Annotated in this window: 25 protein-coding genes and 1 pseudogene; 4 read left to right on the top strand and 22 right to left on the bottom strand. The window is 64.3% G+C overall.

Features of this window, described 5'->3' with window-relative positions; genetic code table 11:
* Positions 1-171 precede the first annotated feature (171 nt).
* From F6X42_RS19455 to F6X42_RS19425, 7 genes are all read right to left on the bottom strand, one after another.
* Complete coding sequence (locus tag F6X42_RS19455; RefSeq protein ID WP_187635774.1) at positions 172-501, bottom strand: hypothetical protein; 330 nt, start codon at positions 499-501, stop codon at positions 172-174.
* Between the two features lie 17 nt (positions 502-518).
* On the bottom strand, positions 519-1,286 hold the full coding sequence (locus F6X42_RS19450; protein ID WP_187635773.1) for an AraC family transcriptional regulator: 768 nt from the start codon (positions 1,284-1,286) through the stop codon (positions 519-521).
* A gap of 142 nt (positions 1,287-1,428) precedes the next feature.
* A complete protein-coding gene (locus F6X42_RS19445) occupies positions 1,429-2,721 on the bottom strand; it encodes an FAD/NAD(P)-dependent oxidoreductase (protein ID WP_187635772.1) in 1,293 nt (430 codons plus the stop codon).
* The gene (locus F6X42_RS19440; protein ID WP_187635771.1) at positions 2,718-2,993 is read right to left on the bottom strand and encodes a (2Fe-2S)-binding protein; all 276 of its coding nucleotides are present in this window, start codon (positions 2,991-2,993) and stop codon (positions 2,718-2,720) included. Before F6X42_RS19440 ends, F6X42_RS19445 begins: the two co-directional genes overlap by 4 nt.
* Entirely contained in the window at positions 2,980-4,137 is a 1,158-nt protein-coding gene (locus F6X42_RS19435) for an NAD(P)/FAD-dependent oxidoreductase (protein ID WP_187635847.1), read from the bottom strand. Before F6X42_RS19435 ends, F6X42_RS19440 begins: the two co-directional genes overlap by 14 nt.
* Positions 4,134-5,090 (bottom strand): 4-hydroxyproline epimerase, encoded by a 957-nt coding sequence (locus F6X42_RS19430; protein WP_187635770.1) that lies wholly within the window; start codon positions 5,088-5,090, stop codon positions 4,134-4,136. The genes F6X42_RS19435 and F6X42_RS19430 overlap by 4 nt, the downstream gene beginning before the upstream one ends.
* A 253-nt stretch (positions 5,091-5,343) precedes the next feature.
* Positions 5,344-6,078 (bottom strand): response regulator transcription factor, encoded by a 735-nt coding sequence (locus F6X42_RS19425; protein WP_187635769.1) that lies wholly within the window; start codon positions 6,076-6,078, stop codon positions 5,344-5,346.
* Between the two features lie 292 nt (positions 6,079-6,370).
* On the opposite strand from F6X42_RS19425, the gene F6X42_RS19420 reads away from it, so the two are divergent.
* Both F6X42_RS19420 and F6X42_RS19415 read left to right on the top strand, forming a co-directional pair.
* A complete protein-coding gene (locus tag F6X42_RS19420; RefSeq protein ID WP_187635768.1) occupies positions 6,371-7,672 on the top strand; it encodes an MFS transporter in 1,302 nt (433 codons plus the stop codon).
* Between the two features lie 150 nt (positions 7,673-7,822).
* Positions 7,823-9,283, top strand: coding sequence for an MFS transporter (locus F6X42_RS19415; RefSeq protein WP_187635767.1), 1,461 nt, complete (start codon positions 7,823-7,825; stop codon positions 9,281-9,283).
* A gap of 22 nt (positions 9,284-9,305) precedes the next feature.
* Here the strand turns inward: F6X42_RS19415 and F6X42_RS19410 are convergent, their stop codons facing one another.
* The 6 genes from F6X42_RS19410 to F6X42_RS19385 all read right to left on the bottom strand — a co-directional run bounded on the left by F6X42_RS19410 (position 9,306) and on the right by F6X42_RS19385 (position 11,854).
* A complete protein-coding gene (locus F6X42_RS19410; protein ID WP_187635846.1) occupies positions 9,306-9,578 on the bottom strand; it encodes a hypothetical protein in 273 nt (90 codons plus the stop codon).
* An 81-nt stretch (positions 9,579-9,659) separates the two neighbouring features.
* Positions 9,660-10,094 carry a DoxX family protein gene (locus tag F6X42_RS19405; RefSeq protein ID WP_187635766.1) on the bottom strand — a complete coding sequence of 145 codons (435 nt, stop codon included), beginning with the start codon at positions 10,092-10,094 and terminating at the stop codon, positions 9,660-9,662.
* A 103-nt stretch (positions 10,095-10,197) separates the two neighbouring features.
* The gene (locus tag F6X42_RS19400; RefSeq protein ID WP_187635765.1) at positions 10,198-10,605 is read right to left on the bottom strand and encodes a VOC family protein; all 408 of its coding nucleotides are present in this window, start codon (positions 10,603-10,605) and stop codon (positions 10,198-10,200) included.
* A 35-nt stretch (positions 10,606-10,640) separates the two neighbouring features.
* Positions 10,641-11,105, bottom strand: a complete 465-nt coding sequence (locus tag F6X42_RS19395; protein ID WP_187635764.1) for an RbsD/FucU family protein — start codon at positions 11,103-11,105, stop codon at positions 10,641-10,643.
* A 76-nt stretch (positions 11,106-11,181) separates the two neighbouring features.
* Complete coding sequence (locus F6X42_RS19390; protein ID WP_187635763.1) at positions 11,182-11,463, bottom strand: hypothetical protein; 282 nt, start codon at positions 11,461-11,463, stop codon at positions 11,182-11,184.
* Between the two features lie 22 nt (positions 11,464-11,485).
* A complete protein-coding gene (locus tag F6X42_RS19385) occupies positions 11,486-11,854 on the bottom strand; it encodes a nuclear transport factor 2 family protein (RefSeq protein ID WP_187635762.1) in 369 nt (122 codons plus the stop codon).
* 215 nt (positions 11,855-12,069) lie between these two features.
* Between F6X42_RS19385 and F6X42_RS19380 the strand changes: the two genes are divergently transcribed.
* Together F6X42_RS19380 and F6X42_RS19375 are read left to right on the top strand one after the other, a co-directional pair.
* Entirely contained in the window at positions 12,070-12,471 is a 402-nt protein-coding gene (locus tag F6X42_RS19380; protein WP_512699627.1) for a type II toxin-antitoxin system HicB family antitoxin, read from the top strand.
* Between the two features lie 431 nt (positions 12,472-12,902).
* Positions 12,903-13,370: pseudogene (locus tag F6X42_RS19375) on the top strand (IS6 family transposase); the annotation flags it as partial.
* A 330-nt stretch (positions 13,371-13,700) separates the two neighbouring features.
* Here the strand turns inward: F6X42_RS19375 and F6X42_RS19370 are convergent.
* The 9 genes from F6X42_RS19370 to F6X42_RS19330 form a co-directional block, all read right to left on the bottom strand.
* Positions 13,701-13,853, bottom strand: a complete 153-nt coding sequence (locus tag F6X42_RS19370; RefSeq protein ID WP_187635761.1) for a hypothetical protein — start codon at positions 13,851-13,853, stop codon at positions 13,701-13,703.
* 177 nt (positions 13,854-14,030) lie between these two features.
* Positions 14,031-14,567 carry a type II secretion system protein gene (locus F6X42_RS19365; protein ID WP_246530143.1) on the bottom strand — a complete coding sequence of 179 codons (537 nt, stop codon included), beginning with the start codon at positions 14,565-14,567 and terminating at the stop codon, positions 14,031-14,033.
* Positions 14,568-14,620: 53 nt separating this feature from the next.
* Positions 14,621-15,010 carry a type IV pilin protein gene (locus F6X42_RS19360; RefSeq protein ID WP_187635759.1) on the bottom strand — a complete coding sequence of 130 codons (390 nt, stop codon included), beginning with the start codon at positions 15,008-15,010 and terminating at the stop codon, positions 14,621-14,623.
* A gap of 8 nt (positions 15,011-15,018) precedes the next feature.
* Positions 15,019-15,576, bottom strand: coding sequence for a type II secretion system protein (locus F6X42_RS19355; RefSeq protein ID WP_187635758.1), 558 nt, complete (start codon positions 15,574-15,576; stop codon positions 15,019-15,021).
* A gap of 3 nt (positions 15,577-15,579) precedes the next feature.
* Positions 15,580-17,880 carry a type IV pilus secretin PilQ gene (locus tag F6X42_RS19350; protein WP_187635757.1) on the bottom strand — a complete coding sequence of 767 codons (2,301 nt, stop codon included), beginning with the start codon at positions 17,878-17,880 and terminating at the stop codon, positions 15,580-15,582.
* Positions 17,877-18,584, bottom strand: a complete 708-nt coding sequence (locus F6X42_RS19345) for a hypothetical protein (RefSeq protein WP_187635756.1) — start codon at positions 18,582-18,584, stop codon at positions 17,877-17,879. The genes F6X42_RS19350 and F6X42_RS19345 overlap by 4 nt, the downstream gene beginning before the upstream one ends.
* Positions 18,581-19,153 carry a hypothetical protein gene (locus F6X42_RS19340; protein WP_187635755.1) on the bottom strand — a complete coding sequence of 191 codons (573 nt, stop codon included), beginning with the start codon at positions 19,151-19,153 and terminating at the stop codon, positions 18,581-18,583. Before F6X42_RS19340 ends, F6X42_RS19345 begins: the two co-directional genes overlap by 4 nt.
* On the bottom strand, positions 19,150-19,680 hold the full coding sequence (locus F6X42_RS19335; RefSeq protein ID WP_187635754.1) for a hypothetical protein: 531 nt from the start codon (positions 19,678-19,680) through the stop codon (positions 19,150-19,152). Before F6X42_RS19335 ends, F6X42_RS19340 begins: the two co-directional genes overlap by 4 nt.
* A complete protein-coding gene (locus F6X42_RS19330) occupies positions 19,677-20,384 on the bottom strand; it encodes a hypothetical protein (RefSeq protein WP_312892802.1) in 708 nt (235 codons plus the stop codon). The genes F6X42_RS19335 and F6X42_RS19330 overlap by 4 nt, the downstream gene beginning before the upstream one ends.
* Between the last annotated feature and the right edge of the window lie 94 nt (positions 20,385-20,478).

Genomic DNA, 20,478 nt, shown 5'->3' with positions numbered 1-20,478 from the left:
TCGTGTCCTTCCTCGATGGTGACGGCAGGACTCTTTAACGTCGAAGTCGCAAGAGTAATCAGGTGTCGAAGATGCTGACTTTGCCGCTCCCAAAGGTGGAAGACGGCAAGCGCAAGTCGTTTATATCAGAGAGCATCTATAGGGGGACGTGAGCTAGATTGCTCAAGCCACTCAAGCCTGCCAAACCCCATACCCCGCTTCGCGCAACCCGATCGCCAGCTCCACCTCCATATCCTGCGCGCCGCGATAAGGCATCGGGTTGAACACTTCATACAGTTCGGGCATCAGACGCAAGCCATAGTCGCGCACGAAGCGATTCGCCTGAATGCCGGCTTTGTGCCGATCGAAACGCAAGTCCGGGTCGAGCCCCGTCATGCCGACGTACACGCACGGCTTGTCAAAACGGTAATCGGGATTCGCGCGACGAAAGCGCGCCTCGTTCCACACCTTGTCGTCGAGCGCGACGACGTACACGTAGTAGTGATGCGCGCGACCAGCCATGACACGCGCGATGCCGCTCAGTTGCGCAGCGTACCGTGCAGCAACATCCGGTATTCGGTCGGCGTAACGCCGACGGTCGCCTTGAACTGACGCGTGAACGCGCTGTGATCGGTGTAGCCGCAACGCGCGGCGACATCGGTGACCTTGTCGTGCGAAACCAGCAGCGCGGTCGCCGCGTCGAGTCGCGTTTTCAACAGCACCTGGCGCGGCGTCAGATGAAACACCTTATGAAAGTAGCGCTCCAGCTGCGCGACCGACATGTCCGCCATCGCCGCCAGCTGCTTCAGGTTCAGCGGCTGCACGTAATTCTGCTGAATCGACTGCACGACCGCGGCAAGCCGGCTGTAGGCCGGATGGCTGCTTTCGTCGGCTTTCAGATCGCGGGAGATGCCGGCGAGGCCGACCACCTTGCCGGCGGCATCGCGCAACGGTTGTTTGCAGGTCAGGCACCAGCCCGGTTGACGGCCCGGATACAGATGCAATTCGAGCTGATCCAGCATCTGGTTGCCGATGCCGATGATCGCCTTGTCCTGCGCCGTATAGATGCGCCCAAAGCGGTGCGGAAACACGTCTTCCGCGGTCTTGCCGAGCAGCGCCGCTTTTTCCTTGAAGCCGCAACGCGAAGCGAGCGTGCGGTTGACGAGCGCATAACGCGCGTCGGCGTCCTTCACGAAGAATACGACGTCCGGCATCGCGTCGAATACCGGCTCGAGCAACCTGAAATGCGACAGCATGCCGGACAGCGTCGTATCTTCCGGTTCGAGCGGATGAGCCAGCGTGTTCATCGTGCGGTTCCGTTGGTGCGTGCCTGGTTGAATGCGTCGGATCGCGTTCGCGGATCGCTGCGCCAATGCGGCCGGGCAGCCTCGATCGATTATAGAGCCGCGCGGCGCCCGCCAATATCTGCTGCGGGTAAGCGCGGAGCCGTCATGGCGCCGCTGTCGGCGGTTCGGCGGCGCTCATCAGCGTACCGATTTGCGCCGGGCTGAACGGTGGATGCGGCGCGGCGGCCGGCCAGCCGAAGTATAGGTTCGCGGCCGCGCCGCAGATGCGTCCCTGACAAGGCCCCATACCGCAGCGCGTCTGCAGTTTCGCGTCGCGCCAGTCGGCGCAGCGGCGCACCTCGCCGACGCTCACGTCCTCGCAGCGACACAGCAGCGTTGCATCGGCGGGCGGCGTGCGTGCGGCCTCGCCCAATGCGAACGACGCCGCGACGCGCGCGCCAAAGCCCCGCCAGCGCGCGCGTTGCGAAACGAGCGCCCGCAGCGCGGCGGGTAGCGCAGCGGCCGCGCCGCTCGCGACGAGACCAGCGATTTCCCCTTCCGCGCACGCAAGCTCCGCGCCGCCGACGCCCGTGCACTCGCCCGCCGCATAAACGCGCTCGAGCGACGTGCGCTGCTGATCGTCGACGACGATCTCGCCCGCGTCGTTGATCGCGCAGCCGAACGCCTGCGCAAGCGTGACGTTCGGCAGCAGTCCGTAGCCGCACGCGACGCGGTCGCAATCGAGCGTCACATCGCGCTCCCCGCGCCGAATCGTCACCTGTTGCACGCGTTGCGCGCCGCGCGCTTCGCGCACGATGCTACCGGTCCAGTAGCGCAGTCCGCCCAAGCCGCGCGTGAGACTGAGCGCCTGACGCAGCTTCGCAGGCTCGCGCAGCAGCGACACGCCGAAACGCGCGACATCGGCCGCCGACGCCTGCTCGACGACCGCGATCACGCGCGCGCCGGCTTCTCGGGCGGTGGCGAGCGCGGCCATCAGCAGCGGGCCGCTGCCGGCGATCACGATCCGTTCGCCGCGCACCGGCATGCCGCCTTTGATCAGCGCCTGCAACGCGCCCGCGCCGGTCACGCCTGGCAGGGTCCAGCCGGGGAATGGCAAAAGACGCTCGCGCGCGCCGGTCGCAAGAATCAGCCTGTCATAGGTGATCGACACGCCGCCGTGTTCGGCGGATTCGAGCAGCAAGCCTTGCGCGCCGAGCGGCGCGATCACACGGGTCGATGGCCAGTCAGTGAAGTTTTGCTGCGATTGCAACGCCGCGAGCAACGCATGCAGCGGCGCTTGCGGTGGATAGGCAGGCCCCTGGCGCCAGATCTGACCGCCAGCGCGTGGATTGTCGTCGATCTGCGCAACCGTCGCGCCCGCCTGCGCCGCCGCCCGCGCGGCATTGAGCCCAGCCGGACCGCCGCCGATCACGACGATGTCGAAGTGCTGAGTCATGCGTGTACTGTCCCGTTTCGTGTCTGCACGCGCTGGCCGTCGCGGCACAGCGTCTGGCACGCGAGCACGTGCGCACGGCCGTCGATCGTGACGCGGCACTCCTGGCACACGCCCATCCCGCACAATGCCTCGCGCGGTTCGCCTTCGACCGACAACCGCGAGCCGCTCACCCCCGCGATCGCGAGCGCCGCGGCTACGGTCGTGCCGGATGTCACTTCGACGCTGCGGCCGTCGACCGTCAAACGGATGCGCACCGTGTCAGTGTCGGTCATGAGCCACCTGTTCTGCAAAACGGACCGGCAGATACGGTTCAAATGGAATCGGCGCGGCGTGGCCCGCGATCTGCGCCGCGAGCAGTTTCGCGGTCGCGAGCGAGGTCGTCACGCCGAGCCCTTCGTGACCGGCCGCGAGCCACACGCCGGACGCTGAACCACGCGCAACGTCGGACGCAAATTCGCCGGCCGGTCCGATCAGCGGCAGGCCATCCGGCGACGCGGCACGAAACCCCGTCCACGCGCGGATGCCGCTGAGCGTCGGCAACGCCGGCAGATATCGCGCGGCACGTTGCAGCATCTGCGCGAGCACCGGCATCTCGACGGTGGGATCGATCGTTTCGAACTGGCGCGACGAGCCGATCAGCAGTTGCCCGGTCGGACGCGGCTGCGCATTGAACGCGACCGACGTGCCGGTCGCGTGATGCGCGCTCTTGATGTAGCCAAGTTCGAGCAGCTGATGACGGATGAGCCCCGGGTAGCGGTCGGTGATCAGCAGATGGCCCTTCTTCGGCTGCAGGGGCAGCGACGGCAGCAACTGCGCAGCCCCGAGGCCATTCGCGACGACCACGCGCGCCGCGCTGATGCGCTCGCCGCTCGTCAGCGTGACGCCCTCCGCATCGATCGATGCGACCGGCGCGCCGAGCCGCACGTTGATATTCGCCGCCTGCGGCGACTGCATCAGTAGCCATTCGGCAACAGTCGGCGCGTACACGATGCTGTCGTGTTCGATGCGCAAGCCGCCCGCCATCGATGGTGCAAGCGCCGGTTCGCAGGCGCGCAGTTCGGTCGCGTCGAGCAATTGCGCGGCGACGCCTTGCGCCGCAAACGCCACTTGCATCGCGCGCGCGGCTTGCCATTCTTCGTCGTCAGCGGCGACCCATAGCGTGCCGCAGCGCGCGAACGCGTCGCGCTCGCGCAGCTGCGGCGCGAGCGCGAGCCACAGCTCGCGGGAATAGCGGCTAAGCGCGAATTCGGCGGGCGAGTCGTTCATCACGACGATATGGCCCATGCCGGCCGCGGTCGCGCCGCCGCCGATGCGCTGCGCGTCGAGCACGGCGACGCGCATGCCGAGCGCGGCCAGTTCCGCCGCGCAAGCGGCACCGACGATGCCCGCTCCGATGATCACCGCGTCCGGGCTCATGCGGTACGAATACCCCACGCGAACGGATCGCGCTCGTCGAAACACAGACGGCCCTCGGCCATGATGTGCGCGTGACCGGTGATAGTCGGAATCACATGGATACCATCGCCCGCCGCGCGATAACTGGCCTCGAACACGCTGCCGATGATGCTCTGCTGGCGCCACACCGCTCCCTCGGCGAGCTTACCGTCGGCCGCGAGACACGCGACCTTCGCGCTGGTGCCGGTGCCACACGGCGAGCGGTCGTACGCATTGCCGGGACACAGCACGAAGCTGCGGCTGTCGAGGCCCTCGCGCGAACCAGGTCCGAACAGCTCGATATGGTCGATCAGCGCGCCGTTGGCGCCGGTGATGTTCTGTGCGATCAGCGCGTCGCGAATCGCCGAGCTGAACGCGCTCAGGCTCGCGATGTTCGCGGCTTCGAGCTCGTGCCCATGCTCGGCGACGAGGAAAAACCAGTTGCCGCCCCAGCCAATGTCGCCGGTCAGCACGCCGTAGCCCGGCACATCGACCGGCACCGCCTTGCGGTAGCGATACGCGGGCACGTTGCGCACCGCGACGCCGCCATCTTCGTTCAGCGTCGCCTCGACCACGCCGACCGGCGTTTCGATGCGGTGACGTCCGGGCCCGATCCGCCCCATGTGCGCGAGCGACACGACGAGCCCGATCGTGCCGTGCCCGCACATGCCGAGATAGCCGACGTTGTTGAAGAAGATCACACCGGCCGCGCAGGTCGGATCGTCGGGTTCGCAGAGCAGCGCGCCGACCACCACGTCCGAGCCTCGCGGTTCGGTGACGATGCCGGCGCGCCAGTCGTCGAAGCGCGTGCGGAAAACGTCGAGCCGTTGCGCGAGCGTGCCGCCGCCCAGGTCCGGGCCACCCGACACCACGAGGCGGGTGGGCTCACCGCCGGTGTGCGAGTCGATAATGTTGAGGGTTTTCATGTCGCCCATGGTAGGAATCGCGGGGCGGTGGGTCTTGGTGCGCGTGCGCGCGGATTGTGACGATTTTCGCATAGCCGGGCGGTGCGGGACCCGCCGCGCGCGCGGGCGCGCGAAACGTGCTGCCGTTCGGTACGCGCGTCGGCAATCATCTCCGAACACGGCAACCGGGCTAACCGATACCTGAACACGAGGATAATGAACAGCGCTGGCGGGCACGACGGCCCGCAACGCGGATTTCAGCATATACGTGAACGCCGCGACCTCATGCCGTCCGCGCCGACTGCAAATCTTCAACCACGGACACCTGTTCGCCGAGCCACAGTAACCGGTAGCCGGTCTTATACACTGGCTGCAGCCGGACACCATTATGCGGCTCGAGCGCGAGCAGCAGACGCAGCCGCGACACATGACTGTCGATCGTCCGCGTGAATTCATGCAGTTCGCGGCCCCACACCGTCGCGTAGATATGATCGCGCGACATCACGCGATCGAGGTTGGAAAACAGCAGCGCCGCGATCCGGTACTGCGTGGGCGACAGCCGTACCCGCTCACCGCGCAGCGTGACCGCCCGGCGGATCGTGTCGAAGCGATAGGGACCGATCTCGAAACAGCTCGCGGCGCTGCAGCGCTCCGGATACGCGCGCCGCAGCAGTGCCGCGACACGCGCGCGGAACTCGGCGTGCCGCAGTGGCAACGCGAGGTAATCGTCGGCATCTCCGGCGAGCGCGCGCACCATGCTTTGTTCCGACCCGTCGCTCGAAACGACCATGATCGGCACGCGCTCACCCGCCACGCGGCGCACCGAGCGCAACAGGTCCGCGCCGGCTGGCCGCGTATCCTGCCAGTCGAGCACCAGCAGATCCATCGTGGAGTGCGCCAGCGTCCTCGACATGGCGAGGGCGTTTTCATGGGTCGCGCAGAAATGGCCGGCTCTCACCAGAATTGTTTCAATCGACTGGCGCACGACCGGGTCACGCTGAAGGACAGCAACGCGCATGGGATGAACTCTCGACAAGGACACGCAGGTCATTCTCGGGGGCGCATCCGGTCCCTCCCGTCGGAGCATTCTTAATTTCAGCCGCTTTCGTCGCCCAACTGAGCGCTTCCGCAAGGCTCCCGCTTTCATCCTGTAAAATCCGCGCCGGCTTCTGTCGTCAGCGCGCCCGCCTTATCCGAACGGCGCGCCCGTGTCCCGTGCTCTACCCAGCGCCTGCCACACTTCTCGCCCGACCACCGCCGTATGTCCACGCGTCTGCCGCGTGGCTCCCAATTCATCGAACGACAAAGCAATGCAAGCGACAAATCTGGGTGGAGCGCAGGCTGTCACCCCACGCCCGCTTGGGCACAGCGATTACAAGACACTCGGTCTCGCCGCGCTCGGCGGAGCGCTCGAGTTCTACGACTTCATCATCTTCGTTTTCTTCGCGCCGGCGATCGGCCAGTTGTTCTTCCCGGTGGCGATGCCGGACTGGCTGCGTCAGGTGCAGACCTTCGGCATTTTCGCGGCCGGTTATCTGGCGCGGCCGCTCGGCGGCATCATCATGGCGCACTTCGGCGACCTGTTCGGCCGCAAGCGCATGTTCACGCTGAGCGTGCTGCTGATGGCGGTGCCGACGCTGCTGATGGGCCTGATGCCCACCTACGCGAGCATCGGCGTGCTCGCGCCGGTGCTGCTGCTCGTGTTCCGCGTGATGCAGGGCGCGGCGGTCGGCGGCGAAGTCCCGGGCGCATGGGTGTTCGTGTCCGAGCATGTGCCCGGGCGGCACGTCGGCTATGCGTGCGGCACGCTGACGGCCGGCCTCACGGCGGGCATTCTGCTCGGCTCGCTGATCGCGTCGGCGGTCAATCGCCATTTCACGCCGGCTGATATTTCCGCGTATGCGTGGCGTGTTCCGTTCCTCATCGGTGGCGTGTTCGGCATGTTCTCGGTTTATCTGCGCCGCTGGCTGCACGAGACGCCGGTGTTCGCCGAGCTCAAGCAGCGCAAGGCGATCGCCGCCGAAGTGCCGCTGAAGGCCGTGCTGCGCGATCACGGCCGCGCGGTCGTCGTGTCGATGCTGCTCACGTGGATGCTGTCGGCGGCAATCGTCGTCGTGATCCTGATGACGCCGACGCTGCTGCAAAAGCAATTCCACATCGAGCCGGCAACCGCGCTGCTCGCGAACTGTGTCGCGACGCTGTGTCTGACCATCGGCTGCGTGATGGCGGGTTCGATCGCCGGACGCATTGGCGCGGGTCGCACGATTTTCGTCGGCGGCCTTGCGCTTGCGCTTAGCTACTATGTGATGTTCCGCCAGTTGGCCGTCGATACGTCCCTGCTCGTGCCGCTGTATGCACTGGCCGGGCTTTTCGTCGGCGTAATCGGCGCGATTCCGCTCGTGATGGTTCGCGGCTTCCCGCCGATGGTGCGCTTCTCGGGCATCTCGTTCTCGTACAACGTCGCGTATGCGGTGTTCGGCGGTCTGACGCCGATCGCCGTATCGCTGATGATGAAGTCGAACCCGCTGGCCGCGCCGCTGTACGTCGCGGCGATCTGCGTGCTTGGCGCGCTGACCACGCTGTTCATCAAGGATGCGCCGCCGGCGCGCTGATCGGGCGGATCTCGCGTCGACTCACAGCTAGCGCCTCGACGAAGCCCTCGGCGACGGCGCGCTTTTTGACGCGCGATCGCTCGCAAAGCGACATCCATACTTCACGCCACGCCGAAACGTGGTGCGCTGCATCGGGCTTACGATGCAGTCATGAACTCTTCCACCCCCTCCTTTTCGCCCGTGCTCGGCCGCGTTCTCGCGACCGTCAGCGTCGGCTTCGTGGTCACGCAACTCGATGTGACCATCGTCAACATCGCGCTGCCACGAATCGGCGCTGACTTGCACGCGAACGTCGCGGGCCTGCAATGGGTCGTCGATGCGTACACGCTCGCGTTCGCGGTGCTGATGCTGTCCGCCGGCGCGCTCGGCGACCGCTTCGGCGCGCGGCGCATGTACGCGTGCGGGATCGTGCTGTTCGCGCTCGCGTCGCTGGCCTGCGGGCTCGCGCTCGACGCCCCGATGTTGATCGCCGCGCGCGCGGTGCAAGGCATCGGCGCGGCCGCAATGCTGCCGAACTCGCTCGCGCTGCTCAATCAGTCGTTCGGCCACGAACCCAAGCTGCGCGCCCGCGCGGTCGGCCTGTGGACTGCGTCCGGCGCGATTTCGATCGCGGCCGGGCCGGTGGCCGGCGGTCTGCTGATCGCCGCGTTCGGCTGGCGCAGCATCTTTCTCGTCAATCTGCCGATTTGCGCGGCCGGCCTGCTGGCGACGCTGCTGTGGGTCCCGCGTGCGCAAACCGCGCAGCGCGGCGCGTCGGCCGCCGCTCGCGGCAACACTGACGCGCAGCCGCGCGGCATCGATCTCGGCGGCCAGTGCCTCGCGATCGTCGCGCTGACCGCGTTCGTCGCCGCGGTGATCGAATGGCGGCCGCTCGGGCTCGCGCATCCGCTCGTGGCGAGCGGCTTCGCGCTGGCGCTGCTGGCGGCGGGTGCGTTCGTGTTCGTCGAAGCGCGCGTCGCGCGTCCGATGCTGCCGCTCTCGCTGTTCGGCACGCGCACGTTCAGCGCCGCCGTGCTGTTCGGCATCTGCGTGAACCTGACGTATTACGGCATGGTGTTCGTGCTGAGCCTTTACCTGCAGCGCGTACGCGGCTACACGCCGTTGCAGGCGGGCCTCGCGTTCCTGCCGCTGACAGGCGGCTTCCTGATCTCGAACGTCGCGAGCGGCTGGGTGATCGGCCGCTTCGGCGTGCGTGTGCCGATGATCCTCGGGGCGATCACGGCAGGTCTCGGCTACGGCCTGCTGCATCTCGTCGACGCCGGTACGCCGCTGATTGGCCTGTTGCTGCCGTTTTTGCTGATTCCGTCGGGCATGGGACTCGCGGTGCCGGCGATGACCACGGCAGTGCTCGCATCGACCGAAGCGCGGCGCGCGGGCACGGCGTCGGCGGTATTGAACACGGCGCGCCAGGCCGGTGGCGCGGTGGGCGTGGCGGCGTTCGGCGCGCTCGCGGGCGGCGCGGCCGCGACGCAGATCGTGCAGGGGATGCAGGCGGCGACGGCCATCTCGGTGGGACTGCTGGGGCTGGGCCTCGTGCTCGCGTGTTTCGTGCATCCGGAGCCGCACGCCGCGGCAACCTCTGCGCGCGGGGCGAGCGCCGCGAGTCAGTAAGCGGTGTGCGTAACGCGCTTGACTACAGCGACGCCTCCTGAATGATGCCGGTATCGATTGCGCGCTCGATCAGGCCTTCGTTGCGCACCTTGGCGATCGCATCGGCGACCAGTTTCTGCGGGTCCTCGATCTCGGCCTTCAGCTCGCCGATGAATCCGGACGCATCCAGAATCACCAGCGTCTTCGCGGAATCGGCGAGGCTGATGATCACGCGATGCGGCGTCGGCCCTTCGCCGAGACTCGCGCACAATTGCGTGAGCTTGCCGCCGATCATTTGCTCGAAGTTCTGAATCATCATCTACTCCCTTGATTGCCACGGATTGGACCCCTGCTGCGTAGCAGGATACGGGCCGCGTGGAGTGCGCGCGCTCGCGCCTCACAACCCGCTGAGGCCGCCGCGCGGCGCGCGCGCGCCGTCGATGCTCAGACGCCCCGCGCCCGTCACGAATAGCAGCAGAAAACCGCCCGCGATGCCGATGTTTTTCCAGAAATGGATCACCATGTCGTGTTGCAAGGCCGGGTCGGTGATATTCCAGAAGTCGTGGCCGAGCACCGCCGTCGCGACCGTATACACGGCCATGATCAGCGCGAGCGGCCGTACCTTGAAGCCGACCACGAGCAGCAGGCCGCCGAGCACTTCGACCGCGGTTGCGATCGGCGCGGCGATCTGTACGAACGGTACGCCCTTCGAATGCAGGTAGCCGACGAAGCCCGCATAGCCCAGCAGCTTCATCACCCCGCTCCACAGGAACAATACCGAAAGCGCAAGACGGGCGATGAAAATAATGCCGAAATCGACGGGACGCGACATGGGGGACTCCTGTAATTGAATAAGCTGCTGACCCGAACGGACGGCCTCAGTTCCCTGCCTCGCCCCTGAGCATATGTGCAATGACGGCGATTTCCAAGCTCGCTCAGGCGGGCGGATACGTGGCGACCTCGATCAGGTTGCCGTCCGGATCGCGGCAATACACCGACGTCATCTTGCCGCGCGCGCCGTCGCGCTCCACCGGTCCCGCCTCGATCGCGACGTGTTGCGCGAGCCAGTGCGCCTTGACGTCGTCGGGGCTCGCGGTGGTCACGAAGCACAGGTCCGCCGTACCCGGCACCGCCTCGCGCGAAGTGAACCATGCGACGGTATCAGCCGACGCGGGACGCAGGTTGATCTTCTGATTGCCGTAGGTCATCGCCACGCGCGTGCCGGTGCGCGACGCGAACTCGGTGCGTCGCATGCCGAGCATCCGTGCGTACCACGCCGCGCTGACTTCGACGTCGGCGACGTTCAGAACCAGGTGGTCGAGACTGTCTAGCTGGAAGCTCATGGTTTGTCGTGACGAATCGAAAAAGGTTGAAACGACTATGCGCGTGGCGCGTCCGGCGCGAGCAGCACGCCTTTCGTGAACACGAAGCAACCGTAGCCGCGCTCCTCGCCAGTCGCGATCACGCAGTACGCCTCGCGCGCACGCTCGTAAAACGCGAATCGCTCGATCGACACGAAGGGCACCTCGCGCCCCTCCGCCGCATTGACCTCGGCTTGCGCCTCGCGCTGCACGGCGGGAATCGCGTGCGGCTCGCCAACCACTTCCATGCGCGACGCGGGATGCTCGATGAAGGTGTCGAGCGGCAGTACCGACAGCACCGCGCGGATCGCACGCGGCGAACTGACACCGTCGAGACGCAGCGGCTTACCGAGCACGGTATCGCGCGCGACCGCGTCGGCCGGGAAGTTGGCGTCGCAGATCACGAGCTCGTCGCCGTGGCCCATCGAGCGCAGTGCGTGCAGGATATCGGCATTCAGTAGCGGGTCCAGATTTTTCAGCACAGGGTTTCCTGGTCGGTTGGGAACTTGCCGCGGGGGTGGGTCGTGTGCTTTGCGCAAGATGATGCGTGTCACACGATCATCCGCACGACGATCGATTGTAGCAAGCACGTCTCGCGGGTTGCGGCGCTGCGCTTGCACCACACTGCCAGCGCAGCCATCCGACCACCGCGAGCAGCACGAGCCCCGCGCCACCGAGCACCGGCTCGCGCCAGCCGAGCAGTGCGATGAACATGAACGCCCGCGCGCCGCCGAGCAGTGCAAAACCGGCGATCGCGCTCGATAACGCGTCGAGCGCGGCCGCGACGCGCAGGAACCCGAGATGGATGTGTGCAGGCTTCGCAGCGGCGGGCTCGTGCATGATCGTCTCCGTGTAAAGCGCCTTAGGCGCCGCCGGGGGCTTCGTCGAGGAAACCGGTGACCGCTTGCAAGCGCCCATGTTCGTCCACCACACCGAAGTCCGAGCCCTTTACGATCGCCTCACCCGCGGGCGTCGTCAGTGTCCACGAGAACCGCAGGCGATTCGCGAAGCCGTCGACGTCGGTCGTACGGCGAAACGTGTGATGCGGAAAACGCTCATGCACCGCGCGGATCATCGCGTCGATGCCATCGTGGCCGGTACAGGCCAGCAGCGGGTCGCGATAGTCGGCATCGGCGCTCCACGTTGCCGCGATCAACTCGCGACGGCGCGCGCCATCGGTCTCGTTCCAGCTATCGAAATAACGGTCGATCAAATCGGTATGCGCATTCATCTGAAACTCCTTGATTGGCAGGACTGAGCACTTCGCGCGGCATACGCATCGCATGCGGCGGGCTCGGAATGAAGATTGGCTGCTCGCGTGCATTGCGTCGATTACGTGGGAGGTAATGAGCATGAAACAGAAGATTCGTCAATTAATTCATGTAGTTACGATGCCTCACGCGGTCGCGCATGCTCCCCTAAGATGCACAATCGCGACCTAATGAAATCAAAGGCTTACAACGCAATTCCCGACGAGGGCATCGCCCCTGCTCTCGTGGCGCACTAGCCTTAACATCGACCACCTGCGCGGTGGAAAGGCCCCGAGAAATGGCCGCCGACGTGTTGCTCACGACGATGGACTTCTATTTCGAGGACAGGCGTACTGTCCCAGCACCATCGCATGCCCAAAAAGGTGAGGAGCTGGCGGCATTGCCTGCCAGCGTATCGGCGAAGGTTTTGCTCCTCAACGCGATGATTGATCAGAAGGTGACGCCGGCTGAGCTCGCCAGACGGCTTAATACGAGCCCGCAGGCAGTGAACCGGACTGTGGACCACGCAATCAAGATCGATACGATTGCCGAAGCACTAGAAGCGCTAGGCAAGCATCTTGAGATCGCAGTTGTCTAATCGACGCTCGGTGACATCTTGCGACCGAATCAGGGGCGCTTGATGCTGCCTGTCTCAGGGATGTGAGTTCGTCGATGGGAGCATTGGCGCGTCGAGAACCCACGCCCGCAGTTGATTGCTTGCGTAAGATGGCCGGGGCACATGCCGATAAGCACGACGCCGGATTACGAGTGTGCTATGCCGGCGAGGGCAATTGGCTCAGATGACGAATCGGCGTTCGTGATTGCGGTAGAAAGCGCGCACAATTGCGCGTAAGAATTTGAAATGAATCGAAATCAAAGCCTCGATGGACTGCGGGGCATCGCTGTTCTCACCGTTTTTTCTATCACACCTTGGGAATCCCAGTATCAGGGAATCTGGGTGTCGATGTATTTTCGTCCTGAGTGGATACCTTATCACCGGCAAGTTGATCGAGGAGATTGACATGCACGGAGACCTATCTCAAGCTGCGCGGCAAGTGGGTCTATCTTTATCGAGCGGTGGATCGGGTGGGCCAGACGGTAGACTTCATGCTCAGCGCCAGGCGCGACGCGAAGGCGGCACAAGCCTTTTTCAGGAAGGCAATCAAACATCAAGGCCAGCCGCCGAAGAGCATCACGCTTGATGGCTATGCCGCCTCGCACCGCGCCGTGCGCGAGATGAAGGCCGATGGCTTGCTGCCTGAGGACACGAAGGTCCGATCCTCGAAATATCTCAATAATCTGGTCGAGCAGGACCACCGCAACATCAAGTCCCGGACGAAAGTCATGCTCGGCTTCAAGCGTTTCAGGATCGCAGCGATCACTCTCTCAGGTATTGAGTTGATGCATCGTATTCGCAAAGGCCAATTCAGCCTCGCGAAGCTCGGACTCAAAGATACCGCTGCGCCCGCAATCTGGGAGGCAGTCCTGTCTGCTTGATGAGGTATCCTTTCTATAACAAAAATCTCGGCCAGATCGCCTATTTGCACCATGTATGGACGACTCCCTGTTGTCAAGCAGTCCCAGTTTTCTGGCATCAGGTCGAGATTGCAGCCATGTATCCGGGCTCAGTTGGCAGCACTCGCTGCGGGCCCACGATGAATATCCGCGAATGGGTACCCCATCAGAGCCTCGGGCTTGGTTGCTTTTGGTGCAAAGCGGTTTTGGCCCACCACGGTCCGACCGTTCTGTCATCCAATTGAAGTCTGCTCAAGCAACCTCTGGGAAGTGAATGCTGTTTCGCTGCTAATAGCTGAATCTGTCAATCCGTCACGCTGGATCGCGCAGGTTGAGCGTTGCGAAATACCGGAGTACATCCGTGCGTCTCAACTGCTTGCGCACAACCATGTGGCCTTGCGGATCCACTCCGTGAAGCTGCAACACATTCTTGGCCAGATCCAGTCCAACAGTCGCTATGTTCATGATGAACGCTCCTTTGCCGTGGACGTCACGACTTCTCCACTTTGGCATAAATCCTTTCGCCGCTTAGCGGGAGTCGTCCATCACATCAGAGCCGACGTCGCTAGCCACAGTGCGACGGAGTGTTACCTGTTCGTGCTCGACAAGCGCGAAGGCATGGGCAACCGGGCGGCTGTCCGATCAGCGCAAGCCGCCCACGCTGCGCCCGTTGAAAGTGGGCAACGAGCCGTTCAGCGGATCGAAGGAGGTCGGCGGTTTCGGCGGCGCGGTCAGCGTGTTCGTGTAGTTGCGCACGACCGGCGGCAAATAGAAAAACTGCCAGCCGCCATAGGTCTTCTGATTTTCGAAGTCCTGATAGAGAAGCGGAAAACCAGCGCGTTTGATCGGCAAGTCGGTGGAACTGCTATACACGCCGTATATACGCGCGCCCTGTTGCATAAAAACCCAATCGTTCTTACCCGTCACCGGATCCGGATAGGCGCGGCGCAAATGATGCAGCGGCGCCGGAAAACGCGAGTCGTCGAGCAGTTCGTCAATCGACGCCGGCAGCGCCCTTCCAGCGCGGTAGTAGCGAAGAATCGCGAGCCGGTACTGATCGCCTACGAACAGCAGTTGCCGCTCCCGTTCGCGCTGCCGCTCAAGCGACCACACGTCGAGCGCGCCCATCAATGCGATCGACATCATCATCAGCGCAATCAGGAGCGCCAGCAGAACCATTCCATTTTCGCGAGCGACAGGGTGACGTCGGGTTGCCCGCGGGCTCACATCGCTCATTGCGCCGCTCCCGCCCGATCTTTCGGCATCCCCTGCGGACTGCTCGCCGGCATGACGTCGTACACACCCGTCTTGCTCTCGTCAGGCGATGCCACCGCCGCCCATTTATCGTCACCGTTGACGGGGTCGACCGGAATTCCGCGCAGATAGTGCCTTGTCACCAGATCGTCGAGAGTGTCCGGGTATTGGCCGTTGTCGCCATAGTATTTGTCGATGGCGTCCCGCATCACCGCCAGGTTCTGTTGACGCACTTGCTCCTTGCCGCGCTCGATACTGTGCATGTAACGGGGCAATGCAACCGTCAGCAACAGACCGATGATCGCCATGACGACCACCAGTTCAATCAATGTGAAGCCTCTGGCTTTACGCGCGCGCACGGTTGTCATGATGCGGCTCACCACTGTTTGTATGGAATGCCGTTGATGCCGACCCGATCGGATTTCGATGTCACGTCGAACACGTCCTTACCGGCGCGCGAATTGCCGGCGGAACCGTTGTCCGCGTCACCGCCCTCACCTGGATTCAGTGCCTCGCCGAAGGCACGCACGTTCCACGTGTCCTCGGCCGCAATATCCGCGTCGCCCGTAAAGAACGGATCGCGGGGCACGCGGCGAAGAAACATCAACAAGCCGCCTTTGGGATCTTTCGCATTCTTCACGCCCGTCACCATCACGGTCAGCGAGGGCGGATAGCCGGATGCATCCGCCTCCCGCTCGATCAGGCCGGTGTCGCTCGCTTCCTTGTAAGCGTCCAGTGCGGTGCGAATCTCACGCAGCGCCGCGCTCAGTTGCTGCTCCTTCTGACGCTGCACGATCAGTTCCGAGAACGGCATGATCGCGAGCGCCAGGATGCCGACAAGCGCCAGCGTAATCACCAGCTCGATCAGCGTGAAACCGCGCTGGCGGGCGCCAGACCGGCCACGCGAACCCAATGCGTCAGCCTGCGCTTTCATGGCTCAGTAACCACCGTTCTGAATCGGACGCAGCGGGTTGTCGCTCGGCATATCACCTGGCGGCATCACGACGTTCCCCGGCGGAAACGCGGGCGGCGGAGCCGGCGCTTGAGCGGGTGCCGGAGCGGCCGCGGGGGCCTGAGCCTGAGCCTGAGCCTGAGCCTGAGCCTGAGTGCCTGCCTGTGCCGCATTCGCGTCTGTAGCCGCAGCGGTCTCAGCCCCGCTCTGCTCCGCTCCCGGAACCGCCACAGGGCCCGGCGGCGCCGCTGGGACGCTCGGCAGTGTCGAGAAACGGCCACCGTAGGGCGCGGGCGGAGGCGTCGTGCGCGGCGCCGGCGGCAGTTGGCCGAACGAACTGGTCGGCGGCACCGTGCCGGAACCCTGCGCAGCGGCGTGGGAATCGCGTGACGCCCCTGTCGCGCCGCCGCCGACACTGCCGGGCGCACGCACCGCGGGAACCGGCACCTGTTGAGTCGCCTCGGCGCCCACCGGATCGAGCCGCAACTGCTCCGCATGCACATTCACGTCGGTCCCCGACCACAGCTCTTGCGTATCGGCGTCGGCGGATTGCTGCGGACGCACGATATGCGGCGTGATCTGCAGCACGATTTCCGTCTTCAAGTGGTCGCCGTTGTGATTCGAGAACAGGCGCCCGAGCACGGGCAACTGTCCAAGCCCCGGCACTTTGTCGGCAGTGACGCGGTCCTCATCCTGAATCAGGCCGCCGAGAATCTGGCTCTCGCCATCGCGCACCCGCAGACTCGTCGACGCACTGCGCGTGCCAATCTGATAGGCGAGCGAAGTGAGCCCCGTTGACGAGTTACTGCTGGAAATCGTCTTGGTGATGTTGCTGACTTCGAGGTTCAGCTTCATGCCCACGTCGCCGTCACGGTAGACCTGTGGCTCGACCTCGAGCTTGATGCCGACATCGAGGTACTGAATCGTTTGGGCGTAAGACGGCCCGCTCGTGCTCGGCGTGCTCGAACTCGAAATGACCGGTACCTTATCGCCGATCAGAATCCGCGCCTTTTCCTTGTTGCGCGCGCGGATGCGCGGACTCGCCAGCAGGTTGGCATCGACGTCGCTGAGCTTGAAGTTCGCTGTGGCCGACAGACCGCTGACGTTATATGCATTGAGCGGCAAATGACGCAACGCGCCCCACGTGTCCACGGTAGACGGCGTCGACATCGTAAATGAATTAGGCCACTCGATACCGAGGTCGGTCAGCCGGTCGTGGGACACCTCCAGAACCTTCACTTCCAGCATCACCTCGGGCTCCGGCAGATCCTGCGCCGCGATCATTTCCTCGGCGACGCGAATCGTGTCCGGCGTGCTCCGGATCGTGACGGTATTGGCGCGCTCGTCGACGACGACCTCCTTGATCTTCAACAGGCTTTTCAATAGCGACTGGACCTGCTTGGCTTCGACGTTCGACAACTGGAATGTGCGCACTTTCAGCTCCTGGTATTCGAGCTGCTTCGCAGCGGTAGCCGGGTAGATGAAAAGCGTGTTCGCGTTGAGTTGTTTCTTGTCGAGCTGGTTCTGCATCAGGATCATGTTGACCGTATCCTGCAGCGACGCGTTGGTCACGAAGATCGTGGTCTTCAGATCGGCGCGCACGTCCCGATCGAAGATCACGTTCAGGCCCGAGGTTCGCGACAACGCCTCGAACACCATCCGTACGTTCGCGTCGCGGAACTGCAACGTCACCGGCGTGCGCATGATCGACGAAGCGGCAATGTCCTCATCTTTCGCCGCACGTTGCTGTTGACGTTTTTCGTCGATTTCCTTCGCCATCTGCAGCGCCATCGCATTGGTCGGATTCTGGGCCAGCACGCGGTGAATGCGTTCGGAAGCCAATGTATATGAACCGCGTTTCATCATCCGGTCGGCTTCCTGCAGCGAGACCAGATCGCGGCGATCCCGATCGATCGCGGCGCCGATATTGCGCCCGCGTTCGCTGTTCGGATCGAGCTGGCTGGCCGCGTAGAGCTTCTGGATCGCCAAATCGAATTGATAGCTCTGACGCAACTGGTCGGCTTCGTCGAGCAGCGCATTGACTTGATGATCGCGATCACGCAGATAGTTGACCTGCAATTCGGCGTTGGTCGGATCGCTCTCGCGGGTCGGCGGATGCACGCAGCCGCTGAACGCGAGCATGGTCGCGATGCTCAGCAACGCGAGCCGGCCTGCGGCCCATTTGACGGTGGGGCGCTGGTCGCCAGGCGATCTCGCAAACGACAGATGTATCAACGAGCCGCTGTCACCGTGGCGGCTTCCCCCCCGGTTACATGCGGTTTTCATTTTTTGTCCTTCGCTTGCGTAGATAGCACCTGTCTCTCATTGAGAGGCAGATAAGTCAGCACGACGTCGCTCTCCGAAACCGACTCGATGCGATACTGCGCGTCGATGACTTCGCCCGGCGAAACGATCAACAGGCGATCGCCGTTGCTGAGGAAAACCTGGGGTTTCGCCGCTTTGGCATCGAGTTCGCCGAGATAGGTAAAGGGCACGGGCGGCGCGGTGGGCGGCGCAACGGGCTCCGGTGGCGCGGGGGCCACGACCACCGGCGGCGGTGGCGGCAGCCACGACGATGCAGCGAACGGATTGTTGGCCGATTCAAGCGAGAGTGGCGTGCGCAGCGCGCGGAGTTTGGCGCGCGCTGTCGACGCTGATTTCACTGTCCCGGTCGTTTTGACAGGAGTCGGTGTGCTTGTTGAAATCGCCAAGCTAGCGGCGTTTGTCGCATTCGCCACACTTGGCGCACTCGCCATATTCGGCGCACTCGCCACGGCCGGCGCGGCAGCCGGCACCGTACCAGCCGCACGCGCCGCTTCGTCGCGATGCAAGGCAACCGCGCGCAGTTCAGCCCGGCTGCGATGCGCGCCATTCATCGCGGCCACAACCGTCGGCGTGCGCAGCACGGGTTTCAGCTCACGCAAACTCAGCCCCACGGCGGCGATTGCGCAGACCAGCAGCAACGCGCGGCTGACGAGATTGGGTTTCATGGCTGCGCTGCTCGATAGATGAGTTCGAAGCGCACCCGCGCATCCAGCACGTTGCCATCTACGGTGGGGCGCTCGACATGGATCTCGCGCAACGCGGCGTTCGGCACGCTATTGAGCACCAACGCCAGAAAACGCCGGATCACACCGTACTGATCCTTGACCGGCAGCAGCATCTGATAGCGCACAAAATGCGCGCTTGAATCGTTGCTCACGAGATACTCTGCCGAGCCGAGCGTCAGGTTGCTGTCGCGCGCCTGAGCGAGGATCGTCGCGATATCGTCGGCGCTTTGCCCGAAACCCGGGAACAGTTCGGGTAACGCATGAAGCGAAACCGCATCGACAACGGCCGCCCGCTCGGCGTCGGCACGACGCGCCTTGGGGGTTCGCGCAAGCCGCTCCGAGTCGCGCAGCTCGTGCGAGTCGACATCCGCGTCGACTCGCGGAGTCGCTACGGCGATCAACACCGCGGTCCCCAGCAGCACTGCACCGAGCAAGCCCGGCAGCCCCAGCGTGCGCCGCAGTTCGAAACGCCACGTGAGCAACCTGTCCTCCATCTGGGCGCGGTTCATGACTTTCTCCAGACGGCGGTAATCTGAAAGCGCACCGGCGTGCCAGGCACATTGGATTCGATAACGTGATCGTTGAGCACGGCTTCGCGCAACAGCACACTGCCCTGCAGATACCGGAGGTACGCGATCATCGCGTCGAAGTTCTTCGCTTCCGCCGTGATGCGGATCTGGCTTTGCGCGGGACTCTGATCGATGCCGATCAGCGCGACGTCGGGGTCCCGATAGTCCTCGACGATCGACAGCAGGTCCTGCCACGGCACGGTCAACTCGCTCAACACCGCGAGGCTCTGGCTCTCCGCGAGCCGCGCGGCAGGCGTCTGCGGCACCTTCACGGGGTGCGATTTTGCAAACAGCCGGTGCCGCTGTGCATCCTGTTCCGCTTGCACGCGGTCGTTCTCGTCATAGGCATGCCAGAGCCGTTCGCCACTCACCAGCAGCAACAGGCTGGCGACACACAGCAGCACCATCCCCGCCGGCGCGCCCTGCAAGCGGCGACGGCCGAAGTCGATGTGAAGGCGCGGCATCATCGCGCGGCCTCCATCAAGCGATGCGCGACCGGCTTATCCATCGCCGGTTGCGCGAGGCTCTGCGTCGAGCAGAAGCGCCCCTCGAATGGCGCGGGATCCAATTCGGCGCCGCAGAGGTAGATTCTGCAGTCCTCGCATTTTCCGCTGGTCCGGCCGGCGAGGCATTCGAACGACTGTTCGGCCTGTGCGGCGATCCGTTCGGCGTCGCTGGCGTCGCCGGGAAAGAGACGCTGCGAGTCATACGCGACCCAACGGTTCTCCTCGAACAGCACCGCCTGCATCAGCGTGTCCGCGACGAACAACAGCAGCGCCGTGCTAGCACCGGCGGCGGCGTCCTGCACGCGATTGAGCAAGTCTGGCAGGCATAGCCTGAGAGAGCGGACGTCGACGCCCGCCGCCATGCCCGCCTCGCGGATGCCGTCATGCAGCGTGCGAGCGATGGCACTCGCGAAGACCGCACGGCCGCCGCGCTGCACCGAAAAGCGCACCTGCACGGACTCGGCCTCGATGCCATACCGATCAAAGAAGTGAGCAAGCAAGATCTGATCGATTTCGCTTGCGCGCACTGTGCGGAAGTCGCCTCGCAAGATAGCGTGGCTCGCCCAGAAATCGTCCAGCATGATGCGCACCTGGCGCTTACCCAACAACGTGCGCACCGTCTGGCCGTGGTCGGCGGCTAACGCCATCTTCAACGCGTCGAGCACGCCGTTTTCAGTGAAGCACTGCTCGTCAGGAATGGCAACGCTCGTGGGTTCCGCAAGCGCGGCAGCATGACCGCGCACAACTTTCCAGCGGGGC

It is taken from the genome of Paraburkholderia podalyriae (assembly GCF_014397785.1).
Lineage (GTDB): Bacteria > Pseudomonadota > Gammaproteobacteria > Burkholderiales > Burkholderiaceae > Paraburkholderia > Paraburkholderia podalyriae.
Note: the sequence above shows the minus strand (reverse complement) of the source record. Positions and strands in the feature narration are given on the sequence as shown.